At 44.9% G+C, this 16,790-nt stretch carries 13 protein-coding genes, 11 tRNA genes and 1 rRNA gene; 3 read left to right on the top strand and 22 right to left on the bottom strand.

Going from position 1 to position 16,790, the window contains the following annotated elements; genetic code table 11:
• The first annotated feature begins 51 nt into the window (after positions 1-51).
• Positions 52-933 carry a LysR family transcriptional regulator gene (locus BMY78_RS28400; RefSeq protein WP_090904600.1) on the top strand — a complete coding sequence of 294 codons (882 nt, stop codon included), beginning with the start codon at positions 52-54 and terminating at the stop codon, positions 931-933.
• A gap of 22 nt (positions 934-955) precedes the next feature.
• The gene (locus BMY78_RS28395; RefSeq protein WP_090904599.1) at positions 956-1,630 is read left to right on the top strand and encodes a VOC family protein; all 675 of its coding nucleotides are present in this window, start codon (positions 956-958) and stop codon (positions 1,628-1,630) included.
• Between the two features lie 119 nt (positions 1,631-1,749).
• On the opposite strand, the gene BMY78_RS28390 is transcribed toward BMY78_RS28395, so the two are convergent.
• Together BMY78_RS28390 and BMY78_RS28385 are read right to left on the bottom strand one after the other, a co-directional pair.
• Positions 1,750-2,052, bottom strand: a complete 303-nt coding sequence (locus BMY78_RS28390; protein WP_090904598.1) for a monooxygenase — start codon at positions 2,050-2,052, stop codon at positions 1,750-1,752.
• 17 nt (positions 2,053-2,069) lie between these two features.
• The gene (locus BMY78_RS28385; protein WP_090904748.1) at positions 2,070-2,987 is read right to left on the bottom strand and encodes a DsbA family oxidoreductase; all 918 of its coding nucleotides are present in this window, start codon (positions 2,985-2,987) and stop codon (positions 2,070-2,072) included.
• Positions 2,988-3,274: 287 nt separating this feature from the next.
• On the opposite strand from BMY78_RS28385, the gene BMY78_RS28380 reads away from it, so the two are divergent.
• Positions 3,275-3,628 carry a winged helix-turn-helix transcriptional regulator gene (locus BMY78_RS28380; RefSeq protein WP_090904597.1) on the top strand — a complete coding sequence of 118 codons (354 nt, stop codon included), beginning with the start codon at positions 3,275-3,277 and terminating at the stop codon, positions 3,626-3,628.
• Between the two features lie 282 nt (positions 3,629-3,910).
• On the opposite strand, the gene glmS is transcribed toward BMY78_RS28380, so the two are convergent.
• From glmS to rrf, 20 genes are all read right to left on the bottom strand, one after another.
• The gene (gene glmS / locus BMY78_RS28375) at positions 3,911-5,743 is read right to left on the bottom strand and encodes a glutamine--fructose-6-phosphate transaminase (isomerizing) (protein ID WP_090904596.1); all 1,833 of its coding nucleotides are present in this window, start codon (positions 5,741-5,743) and stop codon (positions 3,911-3,913) included.
• A 168-nt stretch (positions 5,744-5,911) separates the two neighbouring features.
• On the bottom strand, positions 5,912-6,169 hold the full coding sequence (locus BMY78_RS28370; protein WP_090904595.1) for a hypothetical protein: 258 nt from the start codon (positions 6,167-6,169) through the stop codon (positions 5,912-5,914).
• Positions 6,170-6,484: 315 nt separating this feature from the next.
• Positions 6,485-7,825, bottom strand: coding sequence for a phosphoglucosamine mutase (glmM, locus tag BMY78_RS28365; RefSeq protein WP_090904594.1), 1,341 nt, complete (start codon positions 7,823-7,825; stop codon positions 6,485-6,487).
• A gap of 74 nt (positions 7,826-7,899) precedes the next feature.
• Complete coding sequence (locus BMY78_RS28360) at positions 7,900-9,381, bottom strand: CdaR family protein (RefSeq protein WP_177185903.1); 1,482 nt, start codon at positions 9,379-9,381, stop codon at positions 7,900-7,902.
• Complete coding sequence (cdaA, locus tag BMY78_RS28355; RefSeq protein ID WP_063567044.1) at positions 9,374-10,213, bottom strand: diadenylate cyclase CdaA; 840 nt, start codon at positions 10,211-10,213, stop codon at positions 9,374-9,376. Before cdaA ends, BMY78_RS28360 begins: the two co-directional genes overlap by 8 nt.
• Before the next feature lie 426 nt (positions 10,214-10,639).
• On the bottom strand, positions 10,640-11,254 hold the full coding sequence (locus tag BMY78_RS28350; RefSeq protein ID WP_090904592.1) for a zf-HC2 domain-containing protein: 615 nt from the start codon (positions 11,252-11,254) through the stop codon (positions 10,640-10,642).
• Positions 11,255-11,389: 135 nt separating this feature from the next.
• On the bottom strand, positions 11,390-11,956 hold the full coding sequence (gene sigW, locus BMY78_RS28345; protein ID WP_017692117.1) for an RNA polymerase sigma factor SigW: 567 nt from the start codon (positions 11,954-11,956) through the stop codon (positions 11,390-11,392).
• Between the two features lie 256 nt (positions 11,957-12,212).
• Positions 12,213-15,005, bottom strand: a complete 2,793-nt coding sequence (ppc, locus tag BMY78_RS28340; protein WP_090904591.1) for a phosphoenolpyruvate carboxylase — start codon at positions 15,003-15,005, stop codon at positions 12,213-12,215.
• A gap of 573 nt (positions 15,006-15,578) precedes the next feature.
• Positions 15,579-15,649 (bottom strand) — tRNA-Gly (locus BMY78_RS28335).
• Between the two features lie 9 nt (positions 15,650-15,658).
• Positions 15,659-15,732 (bottom strand) — tRNA-Pro (locus tag BMY78_RS28330).
• A gap of 16 nt (positions 15,733-15,748) precedes the next feature.
• Positions 15,749-15,825 (bottom strand) — tRNA-Arg (locus BMY78_RS28325).
• A gap of 7 nt (positions 15,826-15,832) precedes the next feature.
• A tRNA-Gly gene (locus tag BMY78_RS28320) sits at positions 15,833-15,907 on the bottom strand.
• Positions 15,908-15,917: 10 nt separating this feature from the next.
• Positions 15,918-15,998, bottom strand: a tRNA-Leu gene (locus BMY78_RS28315).
• Between the two features lie 6 nt (positions 15,999-16,004).
• Positions 16,005-16,080 (bottom strand) — tRNA-Lys (locus BMY78_RS28310).
• Between the two features lie 16 nt (positions 16,081-16,096).
• Positions 16,097-16,171: transfer RNA gene (locus BMY78_RS28305), tRNA-Gln, on the bottom strand.
• A gap of 10 nt (positions 16,172-16,181) precedes the next feature.
• Positions 16,182-16,257: transfer RNA gene (locus BMY78_RS28300), tRNA-Val, on the bottom strand.
• A gap of 123 nt (positions 16,258-16,380) precedes the next feature.
• Positions 16,381-16,452 (bottom strand) — tRNA-Glu (locus BMY78_RS28295).
• Positions 16,453-16,462: 10 nt separating this feature from the next.
• A tRNA-Thr gene (locus BMY78_RS28290) sits at positions 16,463-16,535 on the bottom strand.
• Between the two features lie 3 nt (positions 16,536-16,538).
• A tRNA-Asn gene (locus BMY78_RS28285) sits at positions 16,539-16,614 on the bottom strand.
• Positions 16,615-16,698: 84 nt separating this feature from the next.
• A 5S ribosomal RNA gene (rrf, locus tag BMY78_RS28280) occupies positions 16,699-16,790 on the bottom strand; the annotation flags it as partial.

The following is a 16,790-nucleotide window of genomic DNA, read 5'->3' as shown; positions in this document are numbered from 1 at the left end:
AATAGTTTCTATTAAAATGATTATAAAAACCAATGATTAGAGGGGAAGCATATGGAAATCCGTCAAATGGAGAACTTTATCGTCGTTTGTGAGGAACTCCATTTCACACGTGCAGCAGATAAAATCGGCATTTCTCAACCTACCTTGAGTCAACAGATTCGAGCGCTGGAGGATGAGTTGGGTGTTCCCTTGTTTGACCGGGTGGGCAAAAAGATTGTGATGACTCAGGCGGGAACGTTGTTCCTGGAGCATTGTGTACAAATGGTTCGCCATTTACAGAATACCCAGGATGCGTTAGCTGAATTCCGCAATGATCAGCGAGGTAAGCTAGTGATTGGAGTCCTGCCCTCCGATTTGGACTACCGTCTTACTCCATTGCTCGTTAACTTTCATGCCCGTTTTCCTAAAGTAAAATTAAAAGTTATATCTTCAATTTATGTATTGAATCAAGTGCTGGATAACGAAGTCGACATCGGCATCGAGCTCACTTCGATTTCTGATGACCGTCTTGTCCGCATTCCTTTATGTAGTGAAGAATACGTACTCGTCGTTTCGGAGAACCACGCTTGGGCTGAACGAAATGAGATTGGCATCAGGGAACTGCGCGATATTCAGACCGTAATGTTTCCGGAAGGGTTCACAGGCAGAGAACTGGTTGATGGCTATTGCCGGAAATATGGCTTTACCTTGAATACGATCATGGAGACTAGTTCGGCAACCTCTATTATTAGTCTGGTCAAAGCTAACGTTGGCGGTACGATACTACCCTATCCACTGATCAAGGCAATGAATGAACCGACACTACGCATCATCCGAATCACGGACGATGCCCCATACCGTCACTTTGAGATCATTCATCGGTCCGACCGTTACCTGACCCAATCTGCCAAAGCATTTATAGAGAAAACCATTGATTATTTTAATCAAGGATAAGTTCAGAGGGAGAGTGACTTGCATGCAAATAAAAGAGGTTAACTTGTTCACCCATCAAATGGAGGCCATGAAGCCGTTTTACGGTAATCTATTGGAATTGGAGCTACTGGAGGAGAATACAACGTCCGTATCGCTTCGCACAGGAAATTCGATCCTTTCATTTCAGCAAGCTCCTGGCCAGGAAAAGCCCTTCTATCATGTGGCGTTTACGATTCCTACAAACCAACTCGCTCAAGCCAAGAAGTGGGTTCAAGATCGAAACATCACTTTGCTTTCCAAGGATGATAAAGACGAGTTCTATTTCCCCTACTGGGACGCTACTGCTTTTTATTTCTATGACCCGAGTGGTAATTTGATGGAGTTCATCGCTCACCATTCGTTGGATAATGCAGTCGAAGGAACCTTTGATTCTAGGCAACTGCTATGCATTAGCGAGATTGGTCTGCCTGTCGATGATGTTCCTGATACCATAAGCAAAATGAATGGGCACTATCACCTTGAACCCTTTGCCGGAGATGGAAAGCAATTTGCCCCCATCGGTGACGCAGAAGGCATGTTTATTGTAATCGACAAAGAGATGCCCTGGTTCCCAGACGGACGCAAACCTGGGGTATTTGCCACTGAGTTAAAGGTTGAAACTGGACGGGCAGGAAGCATTTCATTGCAGAATGGTTTGTACTCTATTGTTTCGGTCTGAGCATGGAAGTATGTAGTCCTATCTTGTATATAGATTTTTCTTTCTCTTTGTACGATTACGTACACCCCATGTGCAAACTAAGCAAAATAAATCGACACAAGTCGATTTATTTTGGTTGGTTAACTCAATCCCTTATTAATTAAAGACAATTTCTCATTGACCTTGAATATTTTCACGTTCGACTCCTCTATCCCGAACCCGCGGAGTCTTTCTAAATGCATTTTCAGATAGTTTTCTGCATCTTCCTCGGTTTCAAAGTGATAATGCCCACCAGCTTCTGTCCTTGCTTCACTTTCAGTCCATACTTTCTTAATGAATCCTTTTTCTAAATTGATGCTTTCAGCCAACTTCTCAAATTCCATTGACATGGCTTCTCCAAAAGGACCTTTAAATTTGAAATCTATTTGCAAAACATAAGACATATTTTTTCACCTCTTTCTTAGTTTCGTTTAATATATACTTCATTCATAATTTCGTTAAGTTGATATGCGTCTTCAGCCAGTTCTTCCTGAACAAATTCTGTAACTTTACTTTGTTGAATATCGTACATTACCTCAATCTCTCTGGAAAAGAGGATATGTCCTGGTTTAAGCAACCGTGATAAGCTTGCTTTCTTTTTAGGTTTAGGATCTTCGTTAAGGATTTGTTTTAGAGCAGCCTCATATATTTCTATAGATCTTGCACCAACAATCTTAACTCCCTTGTTCTCTTCGTTCATCAAAATAATTGTAGGAAAGCCTCTTACACCGAGTTTTGCCACCATATCAAAATCTTCTTCTAATAAATCTTGAGCCGATTGCTCACTCGCCTTTTCTACAATATCCTTTCCGTGAAGTCCTGTTTTATTAACAATTTCAATCAATACATCGTCTTGTCCAATATTTCGATTGAAGGCAAAAACAGCTTCCCGAGCATTCCGAAGAAAATCTATTTCTTTACCTGCATGGTTTTGCTGGATGACTTTAAATACTCTGGATGGAGGATAGGATGAAAGAATAGGATCAGAGTACCAAAGCGATCCATCGATTGGCATCCGAGAATGCTCCCCAACTTCCTTCCAGTGCTCTGCAACATCAGATGGTTTCTGTATCCCATTTCCACCATCCGAGAACCCATGCCAACTTGGAAGTAATCCGCCCATTAATGTTTCCGTTTTAAAATATTGATCGTATTCCTCAACAAACCGATTCAATACCGGTTCAAGAGCCCAACAGTGTGAACAGATGGGGTCTGTAACATAATACATCGTTACTGTTTTCTCTTTGTGATTGAAATCAATTACTTCCATTGGTTCATCCTCAGCGACACCACATACACCCGTTTCAAGATCACATACCATATTATTTTGATCACTCATATTCATTACCGCCTTTCTGAATTTCTCTGATGTAAAGATCAGCGATGAACTCTCATCCCTAATCACCAAGTGCATCCTTGTTTTGTTTGTTATCTCAAAGTTTCAATGCACCAGACCATACAACTACTTGATCAAGCATTTGGTCAATTGTCTTTTTATGATTTTATCAAAAGGGGTCTTTGGTGAATTACCTTTGTATAGTATGATTATAATACTTAGAACAACTTCAACAAGTACAATTGTTTTTCATACTAAGCATTAAAAAGTATACTAATGGAGGAAACCTGATGAAATACGACTTTGATTTAAAAAAAATGTGCCCCGCGACCTACGCTTTCCATGTAATCGGAGGGAAATGGAACTTGCCAATCCTGGCAATCCTAAGTGAAAATGAAACGATCAGATATAATGAACTGAAGAGAAGACTTCATGGAATTACGAGTACCATGCTCACCAATTGTTTAAAGGAATTAATAGATTATGGGATTGTCCATAGGGAGCAATTTAATGAAGTCCCACCAAGAGTGGAGTATTCGCTTACCCCTTCGGGAATGAAATTAGTTCCTTTAATTGAATCGATTGTAGGTTGGGGTCAAGATAACATGATGTCCAGCTTGAACAACACAAGTTCTACTTATTAAAGGCTGCTTATAATAACGCTACTTTTGCAATGTCCATTGTTTCTCCAATTCTGCCCAATGGGATTGAAGCAGTAATAGATTTTGCGTTCCCTCTGTCTGCACGATGCCTCGTGACATACATTGGCTGTAATATTGTATCTTGCATACTCTTGTGCATGTGCCAATAGTGCACAAATGAATACCTCCTCAAATTAAAAAAAGTCCTGATGACATTTAGTCATCAGGACTCCTTGATATTGCTTTCTGAACATGAACACGGCATTAAGCTTAAAGATTAACCCCTTACTCTACCGTTACACTTTTCGCCAGGTTACGTGGTTTATCCACATCGTGACCCAGTGCCAGCGAAGCGTAGTATGCAAGCAATTGCAATGCAACCACAGACAAAGCCGGGCTAAGCAATGGCAACGTCTTAGGAATTGCAAACGCTTGGTCAACGGATTTCAGCAATGGTGCTACGTGCTCTTCGTACGTAATTGCCAGTACGTCTGCACCACGTGCTTTTACCTCTTTAATGTTGCTCACCGTTTTCTCCAGAACGTTCTCCTGTGTTGCCAGAGCAATGACAGGGATACCTTCTTCGATCAATGCAAGCGTACCATGTTTTAACTCACCCGCAGCATACGCTTCGGAGTGAATATAAGAAATCTCTTTCAGTTTCAACGATCCTTCTTGTGCTACTGCATAATCTAGACCGCGGCCGATAAAGAAGAGGTGTTCATGTTTGGAGATTTGTTCTGCATATCCTTTAATAGCTTCCGCTTGCTCCAGCATGGATTCAACTTGCTCAGGCAATGCTTGCATTGCTGCCAGCGTGTGAGCAATCTCTTCTGCTGTTTGTGTGCCACGAACTTGTGCAAGGTACAGACCTAGCAGGTTGAACGCGATCAATTGCGAAGTGTACGCTTTAGTGGAAGCTACAGCAATTTCCGGTCCTGCCAGTGTTGCAATCACATCGTCTGCATCACGTGCAATGGAGCTGCCTACAACGTTAGTGATGGCGAGTACATGTGCACCATTGGACTGTGCTTCACGCAGTGCAGCAAGTGTATCAGCCGTTTCACCTGATTGGCTCACCACGATCACAAGTGTATCTTTGCTTACGATCGGGGAACGGTAGCGGTACTCGGAAGCAACATCTGTTTCTACCGGAATACGTACCAATTGCTCGATTACAGTACGTCCAACCAGACCTGCATGGTACGCTGTACCACAAGCGATGATTTGAACGTTACGGATATTTTTAATTTGCTCTTCGGTCATTTTCAACTCAGGAAGTTGAACTTTTTTGCCTTCATTGTCGATGCGACCCAGCATTGTATCACGGTATGCTTTTGGTTGCTCATGAATTTCTTTCAGCATGAAGTGCTCGAATCCGCCTTTTTCTGCAGTTACAGCATCCCAATCGACATGAATCATTTCCCGAGAAATAAAGTTGCCTTCAATCGTCATCAATTCGACAGCATCATGTGTCAAAACAGCCATCTCACCGTCATTCAGAATGTATACATTGCGTGTATGTTCCAGAATTGCCGGGATATCAGAACCGATAAAGTTCTCGCCTTCACCAATACCGATAATAAGTGGACTTGCTTGACGCACAGCTACGAGTTTCTCAGGCTCATACTCTGTCAGAACACCCAGCGCGAATGCTCCACGCATTAACGTGATCACTTTTTGCACAGCTTTAACGATATCTCCATCGTATTCACGTGCAATCAGGTGGGAGATGACTTCAGTATCTGTCTCGGATGTGAAGGTGTGGCCTTGAGCAATCAGTTCGTCTTTCAGATCCAGATAGTTCTCGATAATTCCGTTATGAACAACAGAGAACTTCTGGCTTCCATCCGTGTGTGGATGGGAGTTCTCATCTGACGGTTTACCATGAGTAGCCCAGCGAGTGTGTCCGATTCCGGCATTACCTACCAGCGGAGCACCCTCCAGTTTGGCTTCAAGGTTCGCAAGACGTCCCAGAGCTTTGGAGATTTGCAGACCATCCGGTGTAAATACCGCAATACCTGCAGAATCATAACCACGATACTCAAGCTTTTTCAGTCCTTCGATCAATACCGATTGAGTGTTCTTATTACCAATATATCCAACAATACCGCACATAGTTTAGTTCCTCCGATTGTATATGAATACTGTGTCACGAAGAGAAACAGGCTGGCACGGCATATCGGAAAAATGAAAATGATTGCCTAACGTATCATGAATACTTTCAATTATTCAATTATCAATGATCAGAGCAGCCTCTTGCCGCTCCGCAGTCATAAGCTGTTATTAGATGCAATCATGAATGTACATCATTTTCCCGTCCGCGCACTGTTCACGCTCTTCGCGCACATTCATTTGAATTTTAGTTGACTCTGCACCTACCGGCGCGTTGTGTGGACAGTCACCCATCCATTTTCCGCAATCCGATTTACGGCTCTGGTGCATCACCGGGAGGTCCCCGCCGAACAATCCGAACACCTCCACCTCGTCAGCTTGATTGCCGTCGATCTTGCTCAGTATCATCTTCATTGTTTCAAGATTCATACCGATCAAAATCCTTCCCGCGCAACTTCAAGCTCTGGCGCTTGTGTAACTAATACCTTACGATCCTCACTTTCTGTGTCTGAATGACGACTCCACTCATTATATGCACGTTAGGTTCATTTTGCAATGGAGCAAAGTACCTGTGACAATTTCGGCATATTTACCCACAATCCCGACCGTATAAACAGACCCATGGTCTCACTAGGTCGGGACGTAGGAATATGGGTTTGTTTGGCATAAACCCTGTTAGATTAAACCTTATGAGACAGTGATTCCCTTGAAACAACTGTGTTTGGAAGGCCTATCGATCAGGTCCTATACCAGTTCTTTTTGCACAACATCTGCAATTTGAGATACGAATTGTTCAAGTTCATCCTTATCTGGTCCTTCCGCCATAACGCGGATCAGGGATTCAGTCCCGGACGCACGTACAAGTACACGTCCATTATCGCCCAGATGCTGCTCCACTGTAGCAATCGCCTGCTCAATCGCAGAATTGCCCTCGTATTTGCTCTTATCTTCAACACGCACGTTCACCAATACTTGTGGGTACTGGGTCATCAGCGCCTTAAGTTCACTCAGTTTTTTACCAGAAGCCTTCATCGTGTCCACGAGCTGGATCGCTGTCAGCATGCCATCGCCTGTTGTATTGTAATCCAGGAAAATAACATGTCCGGATTGCTCTCCACCCAGGTTATAACCCCCACGGCGCATTTCTTCCATCACATAACGGTCACCCACAGCAGTCTTTGCTGTTTTCAGTGCCAGCTTCTCCGTTGCTTTGTAGAATCCGATGTTACTCATTACGGTAGATACCACGGTACTGTCTTTCAGCTTGCCTGCACGATTCATCGCATCACCGCAGATACACAGAATAAAGTCACCATCGACCTCAGCGCCTGTCTCATCAATCGCAATCAGACGATCCGCATCCCCGTCAAAAGCAAGGCCCAGATCAGCTTTATGTTTCAGCACCTCTTGTTTCAAATGCTCCGGGTGAGTTGACCCGCATTGCTCATTGATATTCAGGCCGTTAGGCTCAGCGCCAATGGCAATGACTTCTGCACCAAGTTCTCTGAACAATTTGGGTGCAAGCTCATAAGCTGCTCCGTTAGCGCAGTCCAGAACAATTTTGAGTCCTGAGAACGATTCATTTACTGTTGTTTTCAGGTAGTCCAAATAACGATAACGGGATTCTTCATCCACAGTAACGGTACCCAAACCACCACCCACAGGGCGCGGCAATTGATCCGTTTCTGCATCCATCAGTTCTTCGATCCGGTTCTCCGTCTCATCCGAGAGTTTGAAGCCATCTCCCCCAAAAAATTTGATTCCATTATCCTCAACCGGATTGTGGGAAGCCGAGATCATTACCCCTGCATCGGCTTTCAGCAGACGAGCAATATACGCCACTCCAGGAGTGGATACAACTCCCAGACGAATTACATCGGCGCCAATGGACAGCAAACCTGCAACCAGTGCGGATTCCAGCATAAGCCCCGAGATTCGGGTATCCATACCGATAACCACTTTTGGTCTTTCCACACCGCCTGCAAGCACATAACCACCACAACGCCCGATGCTGTAAGCCAGCTCCGCCGTCAACTCTTTATTGGCAACACCTCTTACGCCGTCTGTACCAAAATATTTCCCCATGATCTAACTCCTTCTATTCGCATCATATAAGAGCATAAACGTTATTTTTAAATTTCTGAATTGAACATGTTCTTTTACGGATTGGAGCCATTATTACTGCTGCCGCTGTTATTAGAGTTACCTCGACTGTTATTCCCCTGCTGGCTCTGCTCCTGATTGTCCGTATTCGATTCTGTTTCTTCTTCTCCAGGAGCAGTTTCGGTATCTCCATTCTCGACTTCGGCTGGTGAAGGCTCAGGCCCCACAGTCCCTTCATCGTTCGGATCTTCGCCGGGAGCAACCGTTGTATCATCAGCCTTTTCGCTGATTTTGACGGTAGCACTAAGATCAACTGATGACTCATCCAGTTTGGCAAAACGAGGCAAGTCAGCCTCAAGCTTTATTTCATGCGTGCCTACCGCAAGTCCAGCAAGATCCGCAGTCAACTTGATATCATCACTACTTAGACCTTCAAGCATCGTTGAAGATCCTCTAAGCGTAATATTCAAGCCACCACTTTTGGGAGTAACCAGTGCCCCTTCCAGCCCGTTCCCCGCACCAGCAAGCGTGATAGGTACGTTCGAAAAGACTTTGGTCGTCTCCTGAAGCTCATCGTAAGGCGATACCGTCACCTTAAGCTGAATCGAACTAGGCTCGATTTTCTCAAAACCGGGAGGCGGCGTCAAGTCCACGTTAACTGTCGACGTCCCTGCCTCATCGAACTGTGTAAGATCAAGGGTTACTTGGTCGTAGGACTGTATACCCGCAAGCGCATCCTCAGTTCCGTAAACCGAGACTTCTTTCACGCTTGGCTCAACCGTGGAGAGCACCATTCCCTCCGGCAGCTGTCCCGAATATTTGATTCTTAAGGGCACAGTTGTATAGGGCTGACTGACCGGAATACGGACTTCTACGGTTTCTGGTGTAACAATCGCATTTTCAATGACCTTGCCTTCCGCATCATACGCCTGAAGCTTCACTTTTTTCTGCGTCACGTCATCCTTCGCATCCTTCACGCTCACACTGCCCTGAACCTTCGCTACGGCGTCAAGCTGCCCTTCCGGCAGAGTAACCTTAACTGGACCTGAAGGCTCAACAACGGGCGTTCCAGCGTTGTATCCGGCGGATGGTTCTCCTTCGGGTACAATATTCACATTAAACGATTTGGTGCCCAATTTTTCCACGTTGACCGTAACCATGGAAGGCTCCATGCTGACTACCTCAACCCCGGAAGGCAGATCAGGCACCAGTGGCAGTGTATTGGATCCATCCTTCACCTGACTAAGATCCACTAGCACTTTATAATCATCATTCGTAAAAATCGAAGTTAACATTGAACGCTGCCCTTTAATCTCCAGACGGACCTCATCCGTACTTAATGAAGTGAGCACGTAGGAGTTACTGTCGAGTCCATAAGGCTGAACAGGCACAGTGCGCTCCACAACCTTATTGGTCGTCCCCGTCGAGATTGTTGGCGTAGTTGGTACTTCATCCAGATGTATCATGAACCAGAGCAACAAACTCACCGCCAGGGCAAGAATCTTGGCAAAATTGTTGTTGTTGAACCATTTATCCATTTTTACGTCCCCCCTTCCGTTTCCAGAAGGTAGTCCAACCATTCTTTTTAGTTAGATTGGATGTTGGACGCAATTCTTCGTATAGTTTGGCGATCAGTGATTCTTCCTTAATATCACGAACAACCTGTCCATTCATCGCAAGCGACACTTGTCCTGTCTCCTCCGAAACAACCAAACAGATCGCATCCGCAACCTCGGTAATCCCGATTGCTGCACGGTGACGCGTTCCTAACTCTTTACTAATAAACGGATTCTCGGACAAAGGCAAATAACAGGCTGCCGCCGAAATCTGTTTGCCCTGTATAATGACGGCTCCATCATGGAGCGGTGTATTCGGAATAAAAATGTTAATCATCAGCTCTGAGCTGACCAGTGATTGCATCTGGATGCCGGACTCTGTGTAATCGTTCAGACCCGTTTCCCGTTCGAATACAACCAATGCACCAATTTTACGCCGTGACAAATAATTTACGGACTTAATAATCTCACCAATTAACACCGTTAATTCTTCATCACTTGCTGCTGCCGAGCGTCCAAACAGCTTGCCACGACCCAATTGCTCCAGACCACGACGCAGTTCCGGTTGAAAAATAATAAAGACCGCAACGACACCAAACGTAAACATCTGGTTCATCAGCCATTTGAGTGTGTAGAGGTTTAGCCACGTACTTAGTGCCCAGATCACCACAAGGAACAAAATACCTTTGAGCAGCTGAACCGCACGGGTACCCCGCACAAGCAAAATCAATTTGTACATAATATAGGTAACGATCAATATATCGATAACGTCCTTAATGGACTCTTTCCACGTTAAGTCAGCAAAATAGTTCATAAGCCAGCCCCCGCTATCCCCATTGATGAGTAAACCCTGCTCTCATATTAACCCATTAGGATTTAAATAATCCTTTTTTTTCGCATTTGCATGATCCATTCAGGCTCGTCCTCAAGTACAAAAGTTGGCCAAGAAGCAGCCTCCGATCCAACCAGCGTATAGACGTATAGAATCATTTCGATCTATATTTTGCTGATTAAAAGACGCTCTTTGGATTTATGCAAAAAGCTTATCTATATGTAGTAGTATGTTCTCTTTAGTATCTAGGTTATAACGTTAACGTTCAGGTTGCAAGTTACGGGAGTCACAAACTGCGCAGAAACAACACAAATCCCATAAATTACAAATTCATCAGATAAAAAAAGAGTACCCCAGCAATCTGGAGGTACCCTGCTTGGTATATACCATTGAAGAATTCACCCTGTTTTAGCGATAAGCCACTTCATTTACCATATTGGTTATTTTGTACCAGAACCAGTCCAGCGCCTGATCAATACTTTTCACCTGACCGGAAATATGTGCCGTTGAGGCCTGAAACAACTGTCCGTCGATGACCGTTAGATTGCCATTTACATCACCGTATACCTGAGCAGTTCCATTCTCTATCGTAAGATCGCCAGCAATGGACTTGCCCTCCGGAACAATAACCGTGTTTCCTTCAATCACGATCTGGTCCAGATTATTTCCCTTAACGACCATTTCGTTATTCTGATTCCAGAAATTCCAGGCGCTAAAGAGCATCACGACCAAAAAGAAGGCTGCCGCCGTCAGCGCGGGATGTCCTTTGACCCATTTGAGCCATACTTGCTGTCTCTTGGGCTGGGGCAGAGCATTCATAATTCGATTGGTCAGCTCATCCGAGGCAGACGGTGAATAGTGTTTCATGGCAAAGAGTAGCATTTCCGTCTGTTCCAACTCTTTAAAGCGCATGCGACAATCCGGACAGGTCACAAGGTGACTTTTCAGTTCAACCTTCTGGGCCGGGGACAACGACTCATCCAAACATTCATGCATTAAAGAGACGGCCGAGTTGCAATCCATATGAGAGCCAATCCTTTCTTAGATCACTTAGTCCTTGCATCGCCAAAAAGCACGCATAAGACTTGCATACATTACATACGCATCCGTTTCGGATATGTTTCAAATAATTTCGCCCAAAATAAAGACGTTAACCATTTACAACTTATACTCCAGTTTTTTACGCAAAAAATCACGACCCCGATGAACACGAGTTTTAATCGTTGTTACGGGCATACCTGTCACATCACTGATTTCCTGTAGCGACAAGTCCTGTAAATATCTCAAAATCATGACTGATTTATACTTGGCCGGCAAACTGTCAATCGCTTCACGGATTAGTGTCTGTGTTTCAGACAAAAGTGCTTCACTCTCTGGTGTACGATCATCGCTTGGAAGCATCGCATAACCGTCAGATCCTTCCTGATCATTCAGCTCTGCATCCAATGAATAAGAAGGTTTTTTCCGCCGTAAGCGGTCAATACACAGATTGGTTGCAATCCGGTATATCCAGGTTGAGAACTTCTGATTCGGATCATACTTTTCCATATTGCGAAACACACGCAAAAACGTCTCCTGTACAACGTCTTCGGCTTCATGACGATTGTTCAGCATCCGGTATGCCAGATGAAACAGCTTGTCCTTGTATAATTCAACGATTTCTGCAAAGGCCCGCTGGTCACCCTTCAGTACCAGCTTAACAAGCCTGTTCTCCAAATTGTCCACCCTTATTCCCCCAGACATGCTGATGGGTCTTCCGCCTTCTGATACCCGTCCACACTTGTAATTCACCAATCAAATCGTAAATCAACTTTGGTCAAAAATCAAGACTGTGCCGGAAAATATCCGCCAAAAACAGTAAAAACGGGAACTCCCGAAGGAGTCCCGTTTCATCTCTCACTCGAGTTGAGGAGAGAATTAAGCTTTTTGCTATCTGTTTGGCTGGAAAATTCACTTCATTTATGGTTAAGCAGGTTAATGATCAGCCCGTATTCCGAAGCCCTGCAGCAATGCCGTTAATCGTAAGCAACACTTCTCGCAGCAACTCTGTGTCGTCCTCGCCGCGCTCACGCATGTCTCTGAGCTCACTCAGAAGTTGGACCTGCATGTAGGACAAAGGATCGACATACGGATTACGCAGTCGGATCGACTCTTGAATTACCGGTACATCATCCAGAATTTCAGCTTCTCCGGTAATTTTCAGAATCAGCTCTTTGGTGAGCTTGAATTCCGATTCAATCTGACCATAGATGCGATCACGTGCTTCCTCATTGGAAGTCATGGCTGAGTATTCCTTCGCAATAACCAGATCTGCTTTGGCAACAGCCATCTGCACCGTATCAATTAGTGTACGGAAGAATGGGAAGTTTTCATACATTTCTTTCAGGACAACCAGATTTTCTTCTTTATCCTGATAGTAGCTTTGCAGTCCCGTTCCTGCCGCATACCATGCGGGAAGCAGATAACGACTTTGGGTCCAGGCAAATACCCAAGGGATCGCTCTCAAATCCTCGAACTTGTCGCTGTTTTTCCGTTTGGATGGACGTGAACCAATATTCAGTTCCCCAACCTCAGGCAGCGGTGTCGATTCCTTGAAGAAGGTAAAGAAGTCTGGATCACGGAAAATAAGATCCTGGTATTTGGTCAGGGATACTTCGGAAATATCTTTGATGATGCTATCCCAATGACGCTCTGATGCCGACTCTTGCGGCTCCAGACCGTTTAATGCAGCTGTAATCAAAGCTGATGTAGCCTGCTCAAGACTGCGGTATGCAATTCCCTGAAGGGAATAACGGGAAGAGATAACCTCACCCTGCTCTGTAATCTTGATCCCCCCACCAATGGTGTGTGGTGGTTGAGCAAGAATACTGCGGTTGAGAGGCATGCCTCCACGTCCGAGCGCCCCACCTCTACCATGGAAGAACTTCAGCTTAACGCCGTGTTTATTACCAACATCGGTGATGGCATTCATCGCTACACGCAGCTCCCAGTTGGCTGTAACAACCCCGCCATCCTTGTTGCTGTCCGAGTAGCCCAACATGATTTCATGCAGTTCATTCCGCCCGCTCACACTTGCGCGATATACCGGAAGGTTGAACAGCTTCTCCATAATTTCCGAAGCGGCATGAAGATCATCAATCGTTTCAAACAGTGGAACCGCTTGAAGCGTAGATACCACTTCACCGTTATGTTCTTTGCGGAACAAACCTACTTCTTTGGCAAATACCATAACCTCAAGCAGATCACTTGCTCCTTGGGTCATACTAATCAGGTAGCTTGTGATACAACCGGCCCCAAACTCACTCTGAGCACGTTTGATCGTACGGAATACATCCAGACATTCTTTGGTCCCCTCTGTGTACTGATGATAAGGGGAAGTCAGTGGACGAGGATCATCCAGCAAACGAGCCAGTAAATCGATTTTTCCATCTTCCGTCAAACGAGCATAATCTTCTACGATGTTCATTTTGGCCAAAATCTCCGACATCGCATTTTCATGCTCTTTACTATGCTGACGCACATCCAATGCAGCTGTATGGAAACCGAACAGCTCCACTTGACGAATCATTTTGCGAATGGTCGTATCTGCTACATAGTCTGCAAAGTGATGACGCAGGCTGCGATCGATAATCATCAGATCATCCATCAGTCCTTGAGCGCTGTCATAGCGGTCAGGCTGTCCTACTTTGTTCTCATCCAGAACATTGTTCAGCTTGGCAATCATATAAGCCAATTTAATACGATATGGCTCTTTTTCATTCCGCCACATATCCACTTTTTTCAACGTTACACAACTACGGTCTTGCTCAATCGACTGCACCAGCTCATCCGATACGTGGATGATGTTCGTGCTGAAGCTGAGATGTCCCATAAGTTCAATCATAATCCGTTGATACTCACGTAAAGCGAGCTTACGCTGCATTAACAGTGTCTGCCATGTTACATCTGAAGTTACCGAAGGATTTCCATCCCGGTCTCCACCGATCCAGGAACCGAACCGCAAATACGTCGGCACATGCCAGTCATGGTCAGGATAAAATTTATTCAGGCAGCGTTCAAGCTCCTGGTATACATCCGGAAGTACATGGAACAACGTTTCATGAAAGTAATACATTCCGTTCCGTACTTCATCAAGCACAGTCGGTTTACGGTCACGAAGCTCATCAGTCTGCCATAGTGTAATGACTTCGTTCAACAGCTTCTCCCGCAACTGTTCACGTTCACGCAACGTCAGCGTAGGATTATCAAGTGACATGACATCTTCGGATATCCGTTTGTGGATGTCCAGTATAACCCGACGCATGGCTTCGGTTGGATGAGCTGTCATCACCAATTCCAGCGATAACTCGTCTAGAATATCCTCTACTTCCGTGTGAGACAATCCGCGTTCCTTCAGATCTTGTACTGCTTTTTCAATCGATCCTGGCTGCACAGCATCCCCTGCAGAACGTTCATAATCCCGTTTACGCCGGATCCGATGGTTTTGTTCAGCAATGTTAACTAATTGAAAATAAATCGCAAAAGCTCGAATCACCTGATGGCGATTTTCCGAGTCTAATTCCTGGATCATCGTTTTGAACTCTGCATAAAGTTCTGGCAAGAACTCTGCACGCAACGATTTGCTCGTTTCCCGAATCTTCTCAACGATATCGAGAAGCTCCGTGCCTCCTTGATGGACAAGAACTTCTCCGAGTATGTTGCCCAGGAACCGCACGTCTCGCCGAAGCAGGTTGTTGGATTGGCTTTTGCTGGCGGTTACCATAGTTTCAGTCATGCTTATCCTCCCATCTGATCGTTCCATTCGTACACGTAAATTTGACACCTTCATAACATCATACAATAAAATGGTACGAAAATCTTTATTTTTCTACTAGTAAAAATGGGGATTTACCCTGATTTACAGCACAAAAACACGCTTTATTATTCATTTTCTTGTTCTGCTTCGATTAATGGTCAAATGCTGTCGCATGATACCTTTTTCACGTACTTTTCATACCTCGAATAACTCATACCTATTCTTAATTTTTCATAAATATACAGTTAGACTGGTAATGTTCATTGCACCTGAATGTATTCATATCTGCATGATTTCCATTGTTACAAACCAGACGAAACATAAAGAAACATGACCGGCAAAGCAAGCTTTTGTATACTTTATCACACTGACGCAATAAATTAAAGAGTGTATTTATAATTTTTTGTTTCTTTTAGCAGAAATGAATGCAGAGGTTCGAGGAATTATTGCACTTATCATCTGAATATAGAGGAGATCGGTATTTTAATGAGGTGTTGTTTCAATAAATAAAAGAAAAGCCTCTGTATACAGAGGCTTTTCAATGAATCATGAAGCGGGTGATGGGAATCGAACCCACGCTATTAGCTTGGAAGGCTAAAGTTCTACCATTGAACTACACCCGCAAATAAAAATCGGGATGACACGATTTGAACATGCGACCCCCTGGTCCCAAACCAGGTGCTCTACCAAGCTGAGCTACATCCCGATACTTATGAAAATAATGGCGCGCCCTGAGAGATTCGAACTCCCGGCCTTTTGATTCGTAGTCAAACGCTCTATCCAGCTGAGCTAAGGGCGCAAAATATTGGAGCGGACGACGGGAATCGAACCCGCGACCCTCGCCTTGGCAAGGCGATGCTCTACCGCTGAGCCACGTCCGCTTATAAAGGATGCGCGTGGAGGGACTTGAACCCCCACGTCAAAGACGCTAGATCCTAAGTCTAGTGCGTCTGCCAATTCCGCCACACGCGCATATCATGGTGAGTCATGAAGGGCTCGAACCTTCGACACCCTGATTAAAAGTCAGGTGCTCTACCAACTGAGCTAATGACTCAAACTAAAAATTAAAATGGCTGGGGATATAGGATTTGAACCTATGCATGACGGAGTCAAAGTCCGTTGCCTTACCGCTTGGCTAATCCCCATTAAGTTAATTGGTGGAGGCTGAGGGGATCGAACCCCCGACCCTCTGCTTGTAAGGCAGATGCTCTCCCAGCTGAGCTAAGCCTCCATCCTATGACCCGTAGGGGATACTCTTACTTCGTTCGAGACTGCGAAGCCATTGCTAACGAAGTTTATCCTCCGACGAACCTTTGGGATTCTCATCCCTTTTTTAAGCTAATAAATATAGCTATGACCCGTAGGGGATTCGAACCCCTGTTACCTCCGTGAAAGGGAGGTGTCTTAACCCCTTGACCAACGGGCCCCATTTCCAAAGCTCTCAACCGGGATCGAACCGGTGACCTCATCCTTACCATGGATGCACTCTACCTACTGAGCTATGAGAGCAAATGGCTCCCCGAACAGGGCTCGAACCTGTGACAACTCGATTAACAGTCGAGTGCTCTACCAACTGAGCTATCAGGGAATAATATGCATTTGCAGGGCAAATGCAATTCATCATACAACGCTAACATGCAGAGCCTGTTTTCTATGTAAGATGAAAGAGTTCGCTTGGCGGCGTCCTACTCTCCCAGGACCCTGCGGTCCAAGTACCATCGGCGCTAGAGGGCTTAACGGTCGTGTTCGGGATGGGTACGTGTG

This window comes from Paenibacillus sp. OK076 (assembly GCF_900110055.1).
Classification (GTDB): Bacteria; Bacillota; Bacilli; order Paenibacillales; family Paenibacillaceae; genus Paenibacillus.
Note: the sequence above shows the minus strand (reverse complement) of the source record. Positions and strands in the feature narration are given on the sequence as shown.